This is a genomic window from Fulvimarina fulva (assembly GCF_039652615.1).
In the GTDB taxonomy this organism is placed as follows: domain Bacteria; phylum Pseudomonadota; class Alphaproteobacteria; order Rhizobiales; family Rhizobiaceae; genus Fulvimarina.
On sequence record NZ_JBDJAC010000017.1, the window covers coordinates 24043 to 41773 of the forward strand.

Annotated in this window: 13 protein-coding genes and 3 pseudogenes; 6 read left to right on the forward strand and 10 right to left on the reverse strand. The window is 63.1% G+C overall.

Features of this window, described 5'->3' with window-relative positions:
* Genes ABDX79_RS17845 through ABDX79_RS17855 form a run of 3 tightly spaced genes read left to right on the forward strand, consistent with a single transcriptional unit; the run spans nucleotide 1 to nucleotide 4443 of the window.
* Complete coding sequence (locus ABDX79_RS17845) at nucleotides 1–1686, forward strand: ABC transporter substrate-binding protein (protein WP_346221664.1); 1686 nt, start codon at nucleotides 1–3, stop codon at nucleotides 1684–1686.
* Nucleotides 1676–2620, forward strand: a complete 945-nt coding sequence (locus ABDX79_RS17850; RefSeq protein WP_346221665.1) for an acetamidase/formamidase family protein — start codon at nucleotides 1676–1678, stop codon at nucleotides 2618–2620. The genes ABDX79_RS17845 and ABDX79_RS17850 overlap by 11 nt, the downstream gene beginning before the upstream one ends.
* Nucleotides 2617–4443 carry an ABC transporter ATP-binding protein gene (locus tag ABDX79_RS17855; RefSeq protein WP_346221666.1) on the forward strand — a complete coding sequence of 609 codons (1827 nt, stop codon included), beginning with the start codon at nucleotides 2617–2619 and terminating at the stop codon, nucleotides 4441–4443. The genes ABDX79_RS17850 and ABDX79_RS17855 overlap by 4 nt, the downstream gene beginning before the upstream one ends.
* 155 nt (nucleotides 4444–4598) lie before the next feature.
* Here the strand turns inward: ABDX79_RS17855 and ABDX79_RS17860 are convergent.
* Nucleotides 4599–4712: pseudogene (locus ABDX79_RS17860) on the reverse strand (ABC transporter permease); the annotation flags it as partial.
* A 117-nt stretch (nucleotides 4713–4829) separates the two neighbouring features.
* Between ABDX79_RS17860 and ABDX79_RS19775 the strand changes: the two are divergent.
* Nucleotides 4830–4928 (forward strand): annotated as a pseudogene (locus ABDX79_RS19775) (DUF427 domain-containing protein); the annotation flags it as partial.
* Nucleotides 4929–4989: 61 nt separating this feature from the next.
* Nucleotides 4990–5169: a hypothetical protein gene (locus ABDX79_RS17865; protein WP_346221667.1), complete on the forward strand. Its 180-nt coding sequence runs from the start codon at nucleotides 4990–4992 to the stop codon at nucleotides 5167–5169.
* Nucleotides 5170–5891: 722 nt separating this feature from the next.
* On the opposite strand, the gene ABDX79_RS17870 is transcribed toward ABDX79_RS17865, so the two are convergent.
* The 6 genes from ABDX79_RS17870 to ABDX79_RS17895 all read right to left on the reverse strand — a co-directional run bounded on the left by ABDX79_RS17870 (nucleotide 5892) and on the right by ABDX79_RS17895 (nucleotide 14398).
* Nucleotides 5892–6269 carry a hypothetical protein gene (locus tag ABDX79_RS17870; RefSeq protein WP_346221668.1) on the reverse strand — a complete coding sequence of 126 codons (378 nt, stop codon included), beginning with the start codon at nucleotides 6267–6269 and terminating at the stop codon, nucleotides 5892–5894.
* A 189-nt stretch (nucleotides 6270–6458) separates the two neighbouring features.
* Nucleotides 6459–8015 carry a hypothetical protein gene (locus ABDX79_RS17875; RefSeq protein WP_346221669.1) on the reverse strand — a complete coding sequence of 519 codons (1557 nt, stop codon included), beginning with the start codon at nucleotides 8013–8015 and terminating at the stop codon, nucleotides 6459–6461.
* A 1385-nt stretch (nucleotides 8016–9400) separates the two neighbouring features.
* Nucleotides 9401–9727, reverse strand: a complete 327-nt coding sequence (locus ABDX79_RS17880) for a DUF6634 family protein (protein ID WP_346221670.1) — start codon at nucleotides 9725–9727, stop codon at nucleotides 9401–9403.
* Complete coding sequence (locus ABDX79_RS17885) at nucleotides 9727–12669, reverse strand: AAA family ATPase (protein ID WP_346221671.1); 2943 nt, start codon at nucleotides 12667–12669, stop codon at nucleotides 9727–9729. The genes ABDX79_RS17880 and ABDX79_RS17885 overlap by 1 nt, the downstream gene beginning before the upstream one ends.
* Nucleotides 12666–12884: a hypothetical protein gene (locus ABDX79_RS17890; protein WP_346221672.1), complete on the reverse strand. Its 219-nt coding sequence runs from the start codon at nucleotides 12882–12884 to the stop codon at nucleotides 12666–12668. Before ABDX79_RS17890 ends, ABDX79_RS17885 begins: the two co-directional genes overlap by 4 nt.
* A gap of 359 nt (nucleotides 12885–13243) precedes the next feature.
* Entirely contained in the window at nucleotides 13244–14398 is a 1155-nt protein-coding gene (locus ABDX79_RS17895; protein WP_346221673.1) for a hypothetical protein, read from the reverse strand.
* 654 nt (nucleotides 14399–15052) lie between these two features.
* On the opposite strand from ABDX79_RS17895, the gene ABDX79_RS17900 reads away from it, so the two are divergent.
* Nucleotides 15053–15283, forward strand: coding sequence for a hypothetical protein (locus ABDX79_RS17900; RefSeq protein ID WP_346221674.1), 231 nt, complete (start codon nucleotides 15053–15055; stop codon nucleotides 15281–15283).
* Between the two features lie 24 nt (nucleotides 15284–15307).
* On the opposite strand, the pseudogene ABDX79_RS19780 reads toward ABDX79_RS17900, so the two are convergent.
* The 3 genes and pseudogenes from ABDX79_RS19780 to galU all read right to left on the reverse strand — a co-directional run.
* Nucleotides 15308–15484 (reverse strand): annotated as a pseudogene (locus ABDX79_RS19780) (sunset domain-containing protein); the annotation flags it as partial.
* A 126-nt stretch (nucleotides 15485–15610) separates the two neighbouring features.
* Nucleotides 15611–15982: a thermonuclease family protein gene (locus tag ABDX79_RS17905; protein ID WP_346221675.1), complete on the reverse strand. Its 372-nt coding sequence runs from the start codon at nucleotides 15980–15982 to the stop codon at nucleotides 15611–15613.
* An 813-nt stretch (nucleotides 15983–16795) separates the two neighbouring features.
* Entirely contained in the window at nucleotides 16796–17698 is a 903-nt protein-coding gene (gene galU, locus ABDX79_RS17910) for a UTP--glucose-1-phosphate uridylyltransferase GalU (protein ID WP_346221676.1), read from the reverse strand.
* Nucleotides 17699–17731 lie beyond the last annotated feature (33 nt).

The window sequence follows — 17731 nt, forward strand, 5'->3', positions numbered from 1 at the left end:
ATGAAAGCTCTTCTCGCCTCGACAGTCGCCGGCATGGCGCTTGGTCTGTCGCTCGCAGCCATGCCGGCTCACGCGCAGGACGCCGCCGTTCCGGGCGCGGGCACGGCCCAGACGAACAATTACGAACGCGACCCGAACGCCAAACAGGGCGGCTCAATCGTCATCACCTACAAGGACGACGTCGCAACGCTCGATCCCGCGATCGGCTACGACTGGCAGAACTGGTCGATGATCAAGTCGCTCTTCGATGGGTTGATGGATTACGAGCCGGGCACCACGAACCTGCGTCCGGGCCTTGCCGAGTCCTACGAAATCTCGGACGACGGACAGACCTTCACCTTCAAGCTGAGGCCTGGCGTCAAATTCCACAACGGCCGCGAGATGACGGCAGAAGATGTTAAGTTCTCGCTCGACCGGGTGACCAATCCCTCGACTCAGTCGCCGGGTGCTGGCTTCTTCTCGATGATCGAAGGCTACGACGCCGTCGCATCCGGCGAAACCGAAAGCCTTTCGGGCGTCACGGTCATCGATCCGCAGACGGTTGAGTTTAAGCTTTCGCGACCCGATGCGACCTTCCTTCATGTGATGGCGCTGAACTTCGCCTCTGTAGTCCCCTCCGAAGCGGTCGAAGCATCTGGCGCAGATTTCGGCAAGAACCCCATTGGCACCGGTGCCTTCAAGCTTGCCAACTGGACGATCGGCCAGAGCCTCACCTTCGAGCGCAACAGCGACTATTGGCGTGATGGGCTTCCTTATCTCGACCAGATCACTTTCGAGATTGGCATGGAGCCGATCGTCGCTTTGCTCCGCCTTCAGAACGGTGAAGTCGACATCCCGGGCGATGGCATTCCGCCGGCGAAGTTCCAGGAAGTGATGAACGATCCGGACCAGAAGGCTCGCGTTGTCGAAGGCGGCCAGCTCCAGACCGGCTACATTACCATGAACACCGAGATGGAACCCTTTGACAACAAAGCGGTGCGCGAAGCGGTCAACATGGCGATCAACAAGGACCGGATCGTCCAGATGATCAACAACCGTGCGCTGCCGGCGAACCAGCCGCTACCCCCTTCGATGCCTGGTTACGACGAAAGCTACTCCGGCTACGACTACGATCCTGAAAAGGCCAGGCAGATGCTTGCCGATGCCGGCTTTGGGGATGGGTTCTCGACCGAACTCTTCGTCATGAACACCGATCCGAACCCGCGCATAGCTCAGGCGATCCAGCAGGACCTTTCACAGATCGGCATTGATGTGTCGATCCAGGCTCTCGCACAGGCCAACGTCATCGCGGCCGGTGGTGCCAAGGATCAGGCGCCGATGATCTGGTCGGGCGGCATGGCTTGGATCGCCGACTTTCCCGATCCGTCGAACTTCTACGGGCCGATCCTCGGCTGTGCTGGGGCAGTTCCGGGAGGCTGGAACTGGGCCTGGTACTGCAATCCGGACATGGACAAGCGGGCGGCCGAAGCCGACTCGATCACCGATCCCGCGAGGCAGGACGAGCGCGACCAGATGTGGTCGAAGATCTATACCGACATCATGGCCGATGCGCCCTGGGTTCCGGTCTTCAATGAACAGCGCTTCACGATGAAGTCCGAACGGATGGGCGGCGCGGACGCGCTCTACACCGATCCTGTCAACATTCCGATCAACTACGACTATGTGTACGTGACCGATGTGCAGTAACTGCGACTATACCATCCACAGCCGCCATCATCATTTCGGCTGGAACAACGGCTTCGAGCCGGTGCAGCATGTTGCGCCGGGCTCCACCATCGAGTTCGAATGCCTCGATTCCTCCGGCGGTCAGTTCACCAAGGATTCGACCGTCGAGGACGTGAGAACGATGGACTTCGGCAAGATCAACCCGGTCACCGGGCCGATCTTCGTCGAGGGTGCGCAGCCGGGCGACGCGCTCAGGGTGACGATCGAGAGCTTCAAACCGTCCGGCTTCGGCTGGACGGCGAACATTCCGGGCTTCGGTCTTCTCGCCGATCAGTTCGAGGACCCCGCGTTGACCATCTGGTCCTACGACCCGGACAGCCTTGAGCCTGCGCTCTTCGGCAAGGAGGGGCGGGTGCCGCTGAAGCCCTTCGCCGGGACGATCGGCTGCGCGCTCGCCGAGCCCGGTCTTCATTCGATCGTGCCGCCGCGTCGGGTCGGCGGCAATCTCGACATTCGCGATCTTGCCGCGGGAACGGTGCTCTACCTGCCGGTGGAGGTTGCCGGCGCCCTCTTCTCCGTTGGCGATACCCATGCGGCGCAGGGTGATGGCGAAGTCTGCGGCACGGCGATCGAGAGCCCGATGAACACGGTGCTGACGCTCGACCTCGTCAAGGACGCGAACCTGCGCATGCCCCGCTTCACGACGCCGGGACCGGTGACACGCCATCTCGACGCGAAGGGTTATGAGGTGACGACGGGAGTGGGGCCGGACCTGATGAGCGGAGCAAAGGAGGCCGTCGCCCAGATGGTCGATCTTCTGGCTGGGCGCTACGCCATGGACCCGGTGGATGCCTACATGCTGGTTTCCACCTGCGGGGACCTGCGCATCTCGGAGATCGTCGACATGCCCAACTGGGTCGTTTCGTTTTACTTCCCGAGGTGCGTCTTCGAATGAGCGAGGTGAAGGACGGTGAGCCGGCTCTCGCGAACGGACCGCGAGCCTCCGCAAACGGACGGCGGGATGGCCAGGATCGGGTGCTGGTGGTTTCGAGCCTCACCGTTCTCGTTCGTGGCGAGGACGGGCCCCGCGCCGTCGTAGAGGATCTGTCCTTCTCGCTTTCTCGGGGCGAAACGCTGGCGATCGCGGGAGAATCCGGCTCGGGCAAGTCGATGACCTCGCTCGCGATCATGGGGCTTCTGCCCAAGCCGGGCGCCCGGATCGGCGGCGGATCGATCCGGCTCGGCGACCATGAGATCGCCGGCCTTTCCGAAGGCCGGATGAAGGCGGTGCGCGGAAGGCGGATCGCCATGATCTTCCAAGAACCGATGACCTCGCTCAATCCGGTTCTCTCCATCGGGCGGCAACTGACCGAGGCGATCCTCGCCCACGAGGCTATCGGGCGGTCCGAGGCGAGAAAACGGGCGATCGCGGCGCTTCGTGCCGTTCGAATACCCGACGCGGAAGGACGGCTGAAGCAATATCCTCACGAACTGTCCGGCGGCATGCGCCAGCGCGTGATGATCGCAATGGCAATCGCTCTAAAACCAGACGTGCTGATCGCCGATGAGCCGACGACGGCGCTCGACGTGACCGTGCAGGGCGAGGTGCTGGAGCTCCTGCGCGATCTTCAACGCGATCTCGGCACCGCCGTCATCCTCATCACCCACGACATGGGCGTCGTCGCGGAGATGGCCGACCGGGTCGTGGTGATGAAGGAGGGCCGCGCCGTCGAAACGGGCGAGGTCGGTCACCTCTTCGATGCTCCGAAGGCGGCTTACACGCGCGATCTTTTGGCGGCTGTTCCGCGCATCGGCGAAGGCCGGGGACGGATGGAGACGCGCGCGCTGGAAAGTCGCGCGGCGCAGCCGCTCGTCCGGATCGACGATCTATGCGTCCGTTTCCCGATCCGCAGCGGATTCCTTTCGCGCGTTCGGGCCAATGTCCACGCCGTCGAGGGCGTATCCTTCGAGATCGCGGCAGGTGAGACCCTGTCGCTCGTCGGCGAATCCGGATGCGGCAAGTCGACGACCGCAAAGGCGCTGGCCGGTCTCGTCGACTATTCGGGCGACATCATCCTCGAAGGCCGCAACATGGCCGGTCGCACGAGCGCCGAGACGAAGGCGCAGCGCCGAAAGGTGCAGATGATCTTCCAGGACCCGTTTGCCTCGCTCGATCCGCGCATGACGGTCGGCGATCTCGTTGCCGAGCCGATGGTAATCCATGGCACAGCGCCGCGAGAGGAACGGTTGGCGCGCGTTGCCGGCCTCTTCGACCGGGTGGGTCTTTCGGCGGACCAGATGGCGCGCTATCCGCATGAATTTTCCGGCGGCCAACGCCAGCGGATCTGCATCGCGCGGGCCCTCGCGTTGCGCCCACAGCTGATCATCGCCGACGAAAGCGTCTCGGCTCTCGACGTTTCGGTGCAGGCCCGTGTGCTCGAGCTCCTGCGCGAGCTTCAGGGGGAATTCGGAATCGCCTATTTGTTCATTTCCCATGATATGGCGGTGGTAGAGAATGTGTCCGACCGCATCGCAGTCATGTATCTCGGACAGATCGTGGAGATGGGAACGCGAGACCAGATATTCGGCGACCCGCAGCACCCTTATACGAAGCGGCTGATCGCGGCCGTTCCGCGTCCGGACCCGCATGCGCGGCGCCGCGCCTTCGAACGCGCGGCAAGCGAGATCCCGAGCCCCGTGCGCATGATCGGCGACCCGCCGAACCGGCTGACGCTTAACGATCTCGGCGACGGGCATTTGGTCGCGTCCAGAGCCTGATGCCGAGACGTCGCAATGAGTTCAACGGAAGGCGACACACGCTGCTGCGCGTTGCGGAGCGATGTCGGACCTCGTGTTCAGCAACCATTTTCTGAAAGATCGAAAAGACGAAGCGTGAAACCCGACCAATATCGGGTCTCATGCCTCGTCGTACGTCAGGTGTCGCGCGGGTCGAGCGCGTCGCGCAGACCATCTCCCGGAAGGCCGAAACCGAGCACCAGAATGAAGATTGTGACGCCCGGCAAGAGTGAAACCCTCCTCGACAGGAAGGCGTCTGGTCGTTCCCGCGTCCGGCCATCGCGACGTCGACCGCGGGCCACAAGGTCATCGAGCATGGCGGTCGTCGGATCGCAGACAGCCACAGGACGGTCCGCACCTTCGAGACCATCCAGCCACCTAGCTACTACATTCCGGGAGACGACATCGAACCCGGCATCCTCGCCCGCGTGAAGGGAAGTTCCTTCTGCGAATGGAAAGGCGGGGCCGTCTACTGGAACGTGGTCATCGGCGACACCCGCTTCGAGCGCGTCGGCTGGAGCTACCCCTTTGCTGACGGGGTCCTTCGCCTGCCTGAAGGACCATGTCGCCTTCTACGCACGCGTGTTCGACGCCTATGTCGTCGACAGTCAGAAGGTGACGCCGCAGGTGGGGCCGTTCTACGGCGGTTTAATCACCGATGGCTTCGCGGGCCCCTTCAAGGGCGGACCCGGAATGAATTGTTGGTAGTCTGAACGGCGCGATGGACGATCGCGCGGGGCTGCGACCTTTCGAGCGGTCGTGAGATGTACGAACGCATGTAGCGGAACAGAACAAGGTGAGTCGTGAGCTGGTCCCATGGCCGCCCGTCGATAGATCGCATGCATCGTTCCCGATTACCTTCGGATCCTTTGTATGCTCTACGGAGAGAGACGATCGCAATCGCCCGGAACGATCCATCCGGCCGGGCAGTCTCTTTCCTTCTTCGCCAGCCCTTCTCAAAACGACGATCGGCAAGCGAGACGCCAAACGTGGTCCGGAAATCATTTCCGACGCTTCCGATCCGCTTCCCCGCACAACCAACGAATATCCTCAAATTATCGATTCTCATGCAAACGGCGTTTCTCGAACTTTCGATTCTGAAGTCAGGAGTAATGGGGGCGACCGTCAATGAAGGGCAAACGTCGTTTGATCGGACGACGCTGGATCGATTGGTTTCCAGCGGCCCGGGCAACGGCGGACCGAACACGGCTGACGACCCACCCGGAAGCAGGGTCGCTGGAGCTTGGGAGCGAACGGACTGACGTTGATGCACTGAGGGTCCCGACCGTCGGCCATGGCGATGGAGGCAAAGAACGAGTTCCGGATCAGCTCATCCCGACAGAGGCGAGGTCTGCCAGGACGGCAGCGTTCCATGGTCGGTCGTCACCTTGGTCGCCATCGGGTGACGTTCCCGATGGTGAACGCCGTGCTCATCGGTCGTCGCCGAACATCTCGTCGAAGTCGGGCTTGTCCCGCAAGTGCCCCTTGCCCCGGAAAGTCCATCCCGCTTCGTACCTGTCGTAGATCTCCTCAATCCGTTCGCCCGCCTTCGCCTTGTCGAATCCTTGCTCGACGAGGCGGGGCAGGACGGCGTTATACACCTGGCCGAAGGCGGCGGCCTTGTTGTCGGCGGTCAGGCCGCTGAAGATCCAGTGCAGAAGAACCCTGGCGACGTCGTCCCGGGACGGCTTTCGTTCGATCCGGTGACGTTCCCGTAGAGCCTGCTGGCGGGCACGCTGATCGGCGAGGCGCTTCTCTCGCGCAGCTCGCCTGATCTCGTTTTCGCGAGTGGATGATGATCGGGCCATACTGATGTTCTCGTTGGGTCCCGCCTGCGGCAGCCACGATCGAGGCGACGCTGACGGAAGGCGGTTGTTCGAAAGGGGGGAGGTCGCTAGGCGGACCGAGCATCGAGCTGGACGTCGGCTGCGGCACCACGGCATCAGGCCCCGGTCCCATCGCTCCTGCGATAGGACCGGGGCCCGTTCTCTCTTCGATCAGACGGAGGCCTGCGGCCCCGAGGCGCCGTTCCCGGATCCCGTCCTGCTCCGCGCCACGAACGGGGTCACGTTCCCCATCTCGCGCCGGGGCGTTGCGTCGTCCACATCGTCGTCGTCTTCCTCCGTCTCGCGGCGGCTGAGCTCGAGCCCGTCCTCCTCGTCCACGTCCTGGTTCTCGTTCATGGCCGCGTTCCGGGCGTCGACCTCGTCCGGCCTCGCGGCGGGGTCCGCACCGCCGTCTAGGACGAAGCCGAGCGTCGGCAAAACGTCGTCGGCGACGTAGGCCTTCAGAACGGTTGCCTCCGCCCAGTCGCCGTAGCCGAGGTGGTCTAGGAGTTTAAGCGCGGCCGCCCAGCGCTCGTCGGCGGGCGGCAGGTGGCGTAGCGCCTGGCTGCCCGAGAGCGAAGCCGGGTCGATCTCGCAGACGAGTTCGGTCAGATCGCGGTAGACGATCCGCGCGATCGGGGCGAGGCTTTCAACCAGCTTCCCCTTCTTCAGCCGCCTGGTGCCCGCCGCCTCAAGCGCCTCGATGAGCGGCTTCCGGATCGCCTTGACGTTGGCCGCGACCGCTTTGGTCTGGCGGGTTGCCTTCGCTCGCGCGAGCGCTTTCAGCTCTGCGAGACCGCCACCCGCCGCGCCGTCAACGTTCGCGTCCGGGGCATTGCCCTTCACGAGGTCCTCGACCTCCCGGACCTTCATCGGCGTTCCCGCCTCAAAGGCGCCGATGACCTGATCGACCTGCTCAGGCGTTCCCCGGGTCAGGGCGATGAGCACGGTCGGCGTCACCCTGTGCCGGATCAGGTCCTCGCGGCGGCCGCCGAGGACTCGATGCACTTTGATCCAGTTGTCGGCGCTCTTGTAGGACAGCCCACAGAGCTTCGGCACCGCCTCTTTCCAGTCCATCTCGTCCGGAATGTCTTTCTTGATGACCTCGAACTCTCGGCCGAGATCGAACGTGTTCGCGGCGGTCTTCCGTCCGATCGCGTCGATCTGGGCGACGCTCGTCAACACCCGTTCCTTCGCCTCCGCCTCGAGGCGGTCGACGTCGAAGCTCTCGCGCTTGACCTTCTTCACCTTCGTCTTCCGGGCGGGTTTCCCGTTCGCCTCCTCCTCTTCGCTCTCGCGCGTGCCACGCGCGCGGTCCTTCTTCGCCTTCCGGGCGTCGATGTTCTTGCGAACCCGAGAGGGTTTCGCCTTGCCGTCGGCCTTCCCTTTCGCTTTCGCGGGGGCGCGTGTCTTCCCCTTCCTCGCGGAGACCTCTTCCTCCGCGTTCGTCTTCGCTGCCGCGTCTTCGTCTTCGGTGTTCGCCGACACTGCGGCGTCAGCCTCCGCCTCGTCTTGGTTCTCGTCTTCTCCCTTGCCGCCGACAGTCGCCTCCCCACTGTCGGCCTCAACCACGGCCTTCGTCTCGACCACCTCGCGGGCGGTGTCGTCGCTGGCCTTGTTTGCGTTCGTGTCCGCCTCCCGGGCGCTCTCCCCGCCGTTTGCCACGCCGTCCGTCTGCGCGCTCACGCCCTCGGCTGCGTTCACGTTCATGCCCTCGCTCTCTTCCATGTCCTCTCCCATGTCCTCCGCGGCGATCGGCGTCGCGGCGGCTGCCGCGTCGTCGGTCGCCTGCGCCCGGCCTCACCCGGAGCGCTCAGGTTCTGCTCGTCCTTCATCAAGTCACCTCCTAGTCGTCGCATGCAATTTCCCGCGACGTCTTAAAGGGTGACATGGCTTTTCAGGCAAGTCCAATCGGATTCGAAATCGAATACCCGGCCGATCGCGGCGAATACATGAAGTAATATTTCGAAACGAGTATCGTCCTCCGCTTCGGTTGCATTAAAGCGCCCGAAAATTTGAGTGACACACTGTTCACGGCTTGCGCTATTCGGAGGCTTCGCAGTACCGAAAGTATTGCTTAACCCCGCAGCTCTAGGATTTTGGACATGTCAAGTGGCAGGATTCGACGCAAAATACGGGGATGGCGAATCCTCGTGCGGTCCTGCGCCCGGCGACGCAACGGCAGCCAAAACGGCGTTCAATCTGCACTGTTCGTCAATCTGCGACTGGGCGGCGGTATCGTCCTCAGTTTTGTCCATCCGGGAGTGGTCTGCGCGAGTGGCGCATACAAGGGCGATGTTGTCCCCGAACGAGGAGAGCGGCGGCGTTCCGGATCGGAACGTCCCGCCGCTGCCGTGCTGCCTCTCGTATGTCTATCTGTTGCCGTCACGCTCTGGCGCTCTGGGCTTTGGCGCCGTTCGAACGCTCATGGAGCGCAAGCGAACCGATCCTTGACGCAAACGGCGTGAGCGGTCGAATCGTAAATTCCGAGGTCTGCAACGTTTGTATCGAGTCCTGAATCGAAAATTCGAACCTATGAGTCGGAAATTCCGACATCTGCAACGCAGATGCGTAACTCATTTCAATTGATCTCAAAGTGTCCGCGACCTGAGACGGGTTGCCAGAGACCTACCTTACGATCGAAATATCCCGACGATATGGGCGCCGCAGGTCACGGCGAAGGCTGCCGTCCCGCGACGCGGTGCGGGTACAGAACGTTCGGTCCTGCGGCGGCAGGAATCGCTTCTACCAAGGAGTGAATCGCAAACTCCGAGGTCTGCAACGTTTGTATCGAGTCCTGAATCGAACATTCGAACTAAGGAATCGCATGTTCGGACGTCTGCAACGCAAATGCGTAACGTGTCTCGATTGATCTCAAAGTGTCCACGAACTGAGACAGGGTGCGGAAACGTCGGGGATCGTGTCCCACCATGCCGTGTTGCGCTCGTAGCCTCGGTGGTCCGCGGTGCCGCCGTCATCTCATCGTCTGCGTCCGGTTTCCCCATTGCCAGTCGTCCGGATGCTCATGAGGACGGATGGGAGGATCGGAACGCGCGGAAGCCGGCCCACGACGTTCGGGCCGCCTTCGTATGTTTGGAACCGTCGGCTTGCTGTCAGTTCATCTCGCCCTGCTCACCGAGCCGATAAAGACGACTGAGCGTACGGGCGTAGCCGAACTCGGGCGAGATCGCCCAAACCTCGGAGGTTCGGATCAGTCTGTGATCCGCAAGGGTCGGATGGCCAAGAACCTGACCGACCAGTGAGGGCACGGTACGGTACCCGATCCCCCAATCTTCGAGAACGGGCGCCTGCCAGAGATCGGCGGGCGAGGGTCGCCAGCCTGCCTGGATCGCCCCGAGATCGCGGAGAAGCTCACGGAGCTGGCGGACGGTCGTATCGAGTTCGTCGGACGCCCCGAATGGCGGAAGATGGACGACCATCAGGCTTCTCCGCTTTCGTCTGTCTGGTCGCCGATCGAGACCTGACTCGGCGCCGCGATCGCTTGAGTCGTTCCGTTCTCTCCACTTGTCTCCCGTTTAGGGTCTGTGTCTTCGGGCGGCGCACCGAGGATCGCCGCGATCTCGTCCGCATCGAGCGTTCCGGCTGCGAGAAGCGCGTCGGCAAGGCGGGTCAAGAGAGGCTGGTTTGCCTCAAGCGTCGTTCGGGCGAGTTCTTCGCCCGTACGCAGCCGCTCCTCGACCCGCTCGGCCAGCGGGCCGCCGCGCAGGAGAAGCCCCTGCGCCCATTCGGTGCTGCGCCAGGTCAGCGGGCGATCGGATCCGAAGCCATAGGCCGTCTCGAGCAAGACGGCGATACGCGTTGCCTGTGCGAGATCGCTCGTCTCGACGCCGCCGCTTCCCGTCGCGATACTGCCGAGAACGAGCTTTTCGGCGACACGGCCACCGAGAAGCTCTGCGATCCGTCCCATGAGCCAGCCTTCGTCCGCATCGTCATCGCCCTCATGGAGCGAGGCCGTAAAGCCGCCGCTCTCGTCCTCGATCGACAGGGCGATGACGCGGCCGAGCCTCAGGACATGACCGACGATCGCATGGCCCGCCTCATGGATCGCCATGCGGCGGCGAAGCTCCATGGGCAGCTCCTTCCGATCGCTGCCGACGACGACTTCGAGATCGGCAAGAGTGAGAGAACGTCGTGCCCTGCGCGCTCGTCCCCGTGCTTCGCGCACCACCCGTTCGACATCGGCGCCCGTCAGACCGACCATGCGCCGCGACAGACGGTCAAGCGGACTGGCCGAGGTAACGTCCGGCCCGTCTTGCTCGCCAGAATGTAGACTCGTCTGTAACCGGGCGTGTTCGGCCTCATCGTCATTGCCCGCGTCGGCACCGATCTGATCGTCGCCATCATGGCTGCCTGCGTCGCTACCTGCTCCATCGCTGCCAGGACAAACCACAGCGTTTTTGTCGCCCTCGACGACGACCGAGGCACTATCGCCCGCGATCCTATGTTGATCGTCGCCGAGATGATGGGCAAGGATTGTCATCAGTTCCGTCCGATCCGGCCTGCCGAGCGCGATCTGGCGCTCCCAGCGTCCCGACCGCATCAGGGCGGGATCGATGACCTCCGGCCTGTTCGTCGCGCCGATGATGATGACGCCCGAGGTTTTGACCGCGCCGTCCATCAGCTCCAGCATGCGATTGACGATCGCGTTCCAGTAGTCCGAGAAGTCGCGCGAGGCAGGTCCGCGTGTTCCGATGGCGTCGGTCTCGTCGATGAAGAAAATGACGGGCGCTGCGGCCTCCGCCGCCTGGAATGCTGCCGACATCCGCTTCAGCACGCTGCCGAGGTAGCTTGGCTCGAGCCATGTCTGAACAGAGGCGACGTGCAGGGGCAGTTGCAACGTGTTGCAGAGCGCCCGTGCGAAGCTCGTCTTGCCCGTGCCGGGCGGGCCGGACAGGAGCAGACGCGTGCTCATCTCCTCCCATGCGATCTCACCTGCCCGATAGGCTTGGAGATCGGTCTTCAGATCGAGGGCCCAGTCCCGCGCCGTACCGAGCCCCGCCATGGTCTCGATGGTCAGGGGACCGCGTCGTAATGGTGTGCGTGTCGGCGTCTGCTGGGATCCAACCCTGTCGTCGCCAACGCTGTCGCCCTCGCCATCGTCGCCCTTGCTGTCGCCGTCTCCGACATTGTCACTGCCGCTGACGGGATCACTGGACGCTTTTGATTTATTGGAGACGCCGCTGGTCAGATCAGCGTCGGAGCCGACTTTGTGTTCGCGATCCGTGGCGTCTTTCCGATCGCTGTCCCGCAGCGGTTCGGGGTGAATGACGATCGAGCCAGCATCCGCTTTGTTCGATCGGGTCTCGTCCTTCGGCTTCGCGGCGTTCGTCTCGGGTCGCGCCAAGGGTCTGCCTGCCCTGCCCTCGTTGCCGGGCAGATCGCTGGCCGTCCTCTCCGCCCAACTGCGCAGGTCCCGATTGGAATTGCGGTCGCCGTAGTCTGTGCCACTGCCTTTGCCGCCGCCCTCATCGTCATCGTCGTCGTCGTCAGCCTCCTTCGCAGCGGCGGCCTCTTCATCGGCAACCCTCGCGGCGTAGCGAGCCGACCGCTCGAGAAGCGTCAGAATGGTGTCGATCGTCAGACCGGGACGGATGGCGAAGGTCACGTCCTCGAGCGGCAGGGTATCGGGGCGCACGCCATCGGACGCGAGACGCGCCAGACCCTCGTCCGCCGCCGAGCGATCGATGCCCGTCACGACCTCGATCGTCCGGCTGATGATCCCAGCATCGATCGCTCCCCCATCGAGCCTGCACGTTGCCGAAAGCCGCGCGATCGGCGGCATCCGCTTCGTCTTGCCGAGAACAAAGATCGGATGACCCGAGCGCATGGCCGAGGCATATCGCTCGATCATCCGGCGCTCGGCGTCCTTGCCTCTGAAGTCCCGCGGCAGCGATCCCCAGGTCGCACCGAGAGGATCATCGAGCGACTGGACGAGGAGGCTCCAGTCACGCTCCCTGTCGGCAGGGAACGCGAACTGGATTGCCGCGCGCACATTCGTCAGGTCAAGCATGTCGACTCGGCCAGGAAGGATCGCACCGAGCGACAGGAGCTGGCGGCAAGTCTCTCCGAACCCGGTCGCATCTGCGTTGATCGCCAGCACGGTGCCGTGTCGCCGACAGAGACGCGTCAGGTCGTCGGCCGACATCGCCGCGTCTGCCATCGCTCGATCGATAAGAAGCAGCGCCGCGAGAAGGCCGCCATCGAAGCGGACCTTGTCCGGCAGGACGCCGAAGCGCGTTACGGGTCCGGCGCTCTGGACCGTTTGTCCAGTCTGCGAGCGATCGGTGTCGGCACTGGCGTTGGCAGCCGCGCTGGCCATAGTAGCCGCCCGGTTCGATGTCTCGGAAGGTTTGCGGGTCATCGGGCGCTCCTTCCAATCGTGCTCTGCCGTGAGACGCGCTTGCCAACCCATGCCTGGATCACACGGGCGGTCGGATCGCCGCGCGCGGCAAGGTCGTCGAGGGCGGTCCGCACGGGGAGCGGAAGATGGCCGATCTGACGGATGCTCATCATCGCAGCGGCGATGACGATCGCTGGATCGGGGAGCGGTCGCAATAGCGGGTGTTCCGGCTGCATCGAGCCGAAGCGCCGCGCGCCAGCGGCCTTGGCAAGTTCGGTGAGCTGGCGGTCGAAGGGAACAGGAACGAGCGTCAGGGACCGCTCACTACTGCGCTCGGACGGATGGTTCTGTTCGCGGTGGTGTTTGTCCGAGGGGTCGTCTCATCGCTTGTTCAGGCGGTCGTCGTTGTGGTCGTCGTCATGTCCGAAGGTCATGGGGGATCCTTCGCGCGTCCGGCATCCGATCCGAAGATCGGCGGGACTGCGCGTTCGATTGAGTGAACAGGTTCTATGGATTGGTGACGGGCGCGCCGACGCGCGGCCGATCGTCAGGTTCTCAAGCGTGAAGTTGCTTCAGCGTCCGAACACGCCCGCGCTCAGGCGTGAAGACGCCCGCGCGCAAAGCCGAAGCGTATTCGTCGCCCGGCTCCGTCGAAGGCGGCGTGCGAAGCGCTCTGGAAATGATTTCCAGAACGGGGCGCTCGATCGCCTGCATCGTCAGTTTGAGCTTCTGCGAAGTCGTCTGCAGCTCGCGCGGCGGCGCAGGCCGTGCACTCGCTAGAGGATGCTGCTGAAGGCGACGGCGCGAGCCGCAGGATCTCGTCCTCGATCAGGGCCTGCACCCGGTCCGCGAACCGCGCGCGCATGGCGATGATCGCGGCAGCCGCCCCCTCGATCTCCAGAAGATCGTCGATCTCGCTGAGGCTCCAGAGACCCGAGCCATGATCGCTCGTTCCGCTCGAGCCGTCGACGATGGCGATCCCGACGCTGTCGACGGCAAGCCGCTTGCGCTCCTTGTAAAGCCAGTCCGGCAGGATCAGAGAGGCCGCCAGCATTCGCGTTCGGAGCTCACTCAGACGATGGGTGTCGATATAGGAGGCGAGCGAGCGCTTCACGTCGATGACGAGGGCCGAGCGATAGCGGCGGCTCACGGTGACGAGGTCCGGCGTATAGGTCGACTTCGCCTTCGCGTCGGCATCGAACGTTAGGCCGACGAGCGCGCCCGATCGGTTATGCGCGACCGCCTCGAGGGCTGCCGCCGTCACTGGAAGCCGGACGCCGTTGCCGAGGACGACGAGATCGGGGTTCGCTGCTCCGATCGCGATCATCGCGTCCTCGAGGAGCTTGCCCTCGTGGAACGAGACAGAGCGGATGAGAGCCGCGACAGCGATGTAGCGGCCGAGGATCGCGTCCGGGCTCGGCACGGCAGCCGCGACTTGCGCCACCGCTTTGTCGACGAACGGGTCGAGGTCGGCCGCGATGGCGTCGGGATCGAGGCGGCAGGGATAGGAGTCAGGCAGGTCCGCAGGTGCCGACATCCTGTGCGAACGGTGTAAACCGGATGTGCCTCCCGCAGCCGCGACGACACCGTTGAGATCGACGGCGTCCTGGCGCTCGGACCGATCGAAACGCGGTTCGACCTCGCTAACGTCGGCGTTTGCGGTGCGGCCGCTGCCAACATCGGCAGACGAAGCGGGAGAGGTTCGCGTTTGGCGATGCCGCGAGGCGTGGTGAATGGAATGGTTGTTCATGGGGATAGCCCTTCGATGAGGGACGACCGACGTCATGCATCATGGCCTCGCCGACATTCGAACGGCGGACCGTTCCGAAAGCAGGCATGACAGCATGGGCGTCACGCACGATCGAGCCGATGAGATCTCGCGTCTCGCGAGTCTCGCCGTCAGCGATTGGTGCTGGTCGTCTCAGTGAAAGCTGGAAAGTCGAACGAGGCGGAGCGCGCCGGATAAGGCTGTCTCCGCCGGGCAGTCGTTCGGGCCGATCGGATCGATCAGGCGAACGAAACGGCGCGAGCGCGAGCTATTCGGCCTTGACCGACGCGCAGGTTCGTTAAATCTTTCCACGAAGGGGCGAAGCGGATATGGCTCGTCATAGCCTGGGACCTTCCAATCAGGTTCTGGGTCAGGCCCTCGTCTGGTGCGTCAACACCGACGGGGGCCGTTTGCTTCAAGGGCTGCGGATGACCCGGTGGTCCGCTGCCTGCCCGATAACTTGACGCCCTCAACCACCGATCGCAAGGCGTCGATATGAGCAAACTTTGAAACGTGGTTAACGGCGAGCTCGCTCCGGGCAGCGCAGTTTCCCGCTCGACCTATCGGTCATCCGAAAGCTATGCAGTCTTTCCACTCAGGTAGCAGTTATCGAAGCAGACACGGAGTGCGTCGGACATGCTCGTACTCCTGTCGTTCCTGGCGGGCATCTGGAAGGATTGGTGGTGGGTTCCGGCAAGCGCTGGCCTCGTCGGCCAGATCGCGCACTATGTCGGCTCACCGGGCTATCGTTATACCCTTCGCACGGTCGACGGCGCGCTTCTGACGGCCCTCGTATCGATGCTCGCCCTCACGGGGATCGCCTTCGCAGCGTTCGCCGCAGGTGGATGGCTCGCAGATCTTCTTTGAGATCTCGCGTCTCGCCGGAAGCCAGCCTGCCGCTTCCGCCTTGGCCGCCGAGCAGAACCAGCGTTCGCCTTGGCTCTCGTCGATCTTCGTTCGGCCGTAGTTCTGCTGGCCCGGCGAATGGTAGATGCGACCGTTCGATGAGATGTTGCCCTTGATCGGACATCCTTCGGGCTGGCCGACGGCGATGCGTTCGCTCTTCAATCGATCGCCGCGGCGCCACTCTGACGGCTCGACGAACTTGCCCTGCCAGATGCCGCGTCGAGCGGAGCGCGCTTCGGCCTCTTCCTCCGAATATCGTCCATCGCTGTATTGATCGTATTCGACGGCTCATCCCTGCCGGACGAGCTCGGCGTTGATGACGACGTTGTTCGGCGTCACGCACTCGGCAACGATACGTCCGTAGCGATCGCGATCCTCTTCGAAACACTGGACACGGCCGTTCCGCCCGATGATAGCGACAAGCGCGTCCGCGGACCGCGTTCCACACAGGTATCGCCGGCCGTTGGTATCATCGCAGGTCTGACCGCTTTCCGGCGCATCAATACCGTATAGCCTGATCCGAGCCTCAGTTCCGGAAACCCCGATCGTATCGCCGTCGATGACCGTCTCGGGTCCCGATATCTGCGCGACTGCGGGATCGGACGCGAAGGCTAAGAAGGCTGCGAAGGCGGCGCGGAGAGCGGAATGTCCAGCGAGCATGTCCGGGGGCGTAACGTGGCTACGCAGTTTCCACAAGAAGCTGACCGTCTGCTGCGGGGTGAATCGGATGAGAAGCCGCTAGTCTGGATACGACCCTTCATCGCCGTTCAGCGAAACTTTTGTCCTCCCCGCAAGCCGTCATTCGTTTTTCCGCCGGCTTACGGCTTCAGTGGGCCGAAAGCTGACCGTCGGCTCCCGGGGATAAGTCAGTGTGAAACTGCCGTGATCCTCTCCAGTCAATGGTGTGGGTTTCCCCAGTTGGGTATCCTGACCGTATCTGATTGCGATGACAGCCGGGACCTGCTCCAATCTATGGTCAGTGTCTCAAATCGGTCTCGACGGAACTTTGTTTTCGGCGAGCAGGCGCTGCAGGTTTAGCGGAAAGACCGTCAACATGATGATGAAGACGAGATAGAAGCGACCATCAAGTCGGTAATCGAGATGGAATAGTTCTCGCCTTCCTCTCCTTCGCTTCTATGCGCAACTACGTGATTGGCGATCATCGCCGGCTCTTTCGAATGATTAGCCGTTCGACACGGAAGTTCACCTCTGCTGATGCCCGACGCTATCGGCGAGATCGCGAGCGGCGCTGGACAAATCTCCGAGAAGCGGCTGCAGCTTTCCGATGGTCTCCGCGAATTCGCGGTCGACCGTCCGAACCTGATCGCGCAGACTGTCTATCTGGTTCGTCGTCGCAGTCGACAAGGTGGCAACCGTTTTAGGATTCTGCAGAACAAACGAACGACTCCGGGCGGCACGGGGGTCGATTTCGTGCGTCGATCCGAAAGCGATGCCTTCAAATGGACGCCGATTTCATGCCGCGCGAGCCGTGCGGGCTGGCGTGACGGTCTTCATCAATTCGTCGATCGATTCCATGACCTGGCCACGCATATCCCCTCTCCAGAGAGCGAACGCGACGTTTGCCTCCACGAAGCCTTCCTTCGACCCGCAATCGAAGGTTCGGCCTCCATAGGGGAAGGCGGCTATGGGCTGGGTCTCCATCAGCGTCAGCATGGCGTCCGTCAGCTGGATCTCGTTTCCAGCGCCCGGCGCCTGATGTTCGAGGATCTCGAAGATTTCCGGTTGGAGAATGTAACGGCCAGACATGTATGCATTCGACGGCGCCTTCTCGGGGGCAGGCTTTTCGACCATGCCGGTAATCTCGAACCCGTCGCCGAGCGCGCGACCCTTGCCGACGATGCCGTATTTGTTCGTGTCGCGAGGGTCGCAGGTCTCCACGGAGACAACGTTGCCGCCGGTCTTTTCGTAGAGCTTCATCATCGAGGCGAGGCAGCCGGTCTCCGACTGCATGATCATGTCGGGCAGGAGCAGGGCGAAGGGTTCGTCTCCGACGAGTTCGCGCGCGCACCAGACGGCATGGCCGAGCCCGAGAGGCGACTGCTGACGGGTGAAGCTCGTCGTGCCCGGCGCAGGCTGAAGCTCGTTGAGGACGGCGAGCTGATCGATCTTCCGCCGCATGGCGAGCGTGTTCGACAATTCGATCTGGATGTCGAAATAGTCCTCGATGACGCCCTTGTTGCGGCCCGTCACGAAGATCAGATGTTCGATCCCGGCTTCCCGTGCTTCGTCCACGACATACTGAATGACGGGACGATCGACGACGGTCAACATCTCCTTCGGGATCGACTTGGTGGCGGGAAGAAAGCGGGTTCCAAGACCTGCGACGGGAAAGACGGCTTTACGAACGGGACGCATGATTGATCCTCCAATGGCTGCGTTGGTTGTCTT

What these genes read in the sequence shown, in the direction of transcription:
- ABDX79_RS17875 (WP_346221669.1), bottom strand. Translation starts at nt 8,015, where the DNA reads ATGGAAGAGAGCGAGGGCATGAACGTGAACGCAGCCGAGGGCGTGAGC.
- ABDX79_RS17905 (WP_346221675.1), bottom strand. Translation starts at nt 15,982, where the DNA reads ATGCTCGCTGGACATTCCGCTCTCCGCGCCGCCTTCGCAGCCTTCTTA.
- ABDX79_RS17900 (WP_346221674.1), top strand. Translation starts at nt 15,053, where the DNA reads ATGCTCGTACTCCTGTCGTTCCTGGCGGGCATCTGGAAGGATTGGTGG.
- ABDX79_RS17880 (WP_346221670.1), bottom strand. Translation starts at nt 9,727, where the DNA reads ATGGTCGTCCATCTTCCGCCATTCGGGGCGTCCGACGAACTCGATACG.
- ABDX79_RS17895 (WP_346221673.1), bottom strand. Translation starts at nt 14,398, where the DNA reads ATGAACAACCATTCCATTCACCACGCCTCGCGGCATCGCCAAACGCGA.
- ABDX79_RS17890 (WP_346221672.1), bottom strand. Translation starts at nt 12,884, where the DNA reads ATGCAGCCGGAACACCCGCTATTGCGACCGCTCCCCGATCCAGCGATC.
- ABDX79_RS17850 (WP_346221665.1), top strand. Translation starts at nt 1,676, where the DNA reads ATGTGCAGTAACTGCGACTATACCATCCACAGCCGCCATCATCATTTC.
- ABDX79_RS17870 (WP_346221668.1), bottom strand. Translation starts at nt 6,269, where the DNA reads ATGGCCCGATCATCATCCACTCGCGAAAACGAGATCAGGCGAGCTGCG.
- ABDX79_RS17845 (WP_346221664.1), top strand. Translation starts at nt 1, where the DNA reads ATGAAAGCTCTTCTCGCCTCGACAGTCGCCGGCATGGCGCTTGGTCTG.
- galU (WP_346221676.1), bottom strand. Translation starts at nt 17,698, where the DNA reads ATGCGTCCCGTTCGTAAAGCCGTCTTTCCCGTCGCAGGTCTTGGAACC.
- ABDX79_RS17855 (WP_346221666.1), top strand. Translation starts at nt 2,617, where the DNA reads ATGAGCGAGGTGAAGGACGGTGAGCCGGCTCTCGCGAACGGACCGCGA.
- ABDX79_RS17885 (WP_346221671.1), bottom strand. Translation starts at nt 12,669, where the DNA reads ATGACCCGCAAACCTTCCGAGACATCGAACCGGGCGGCTACTATGGCC.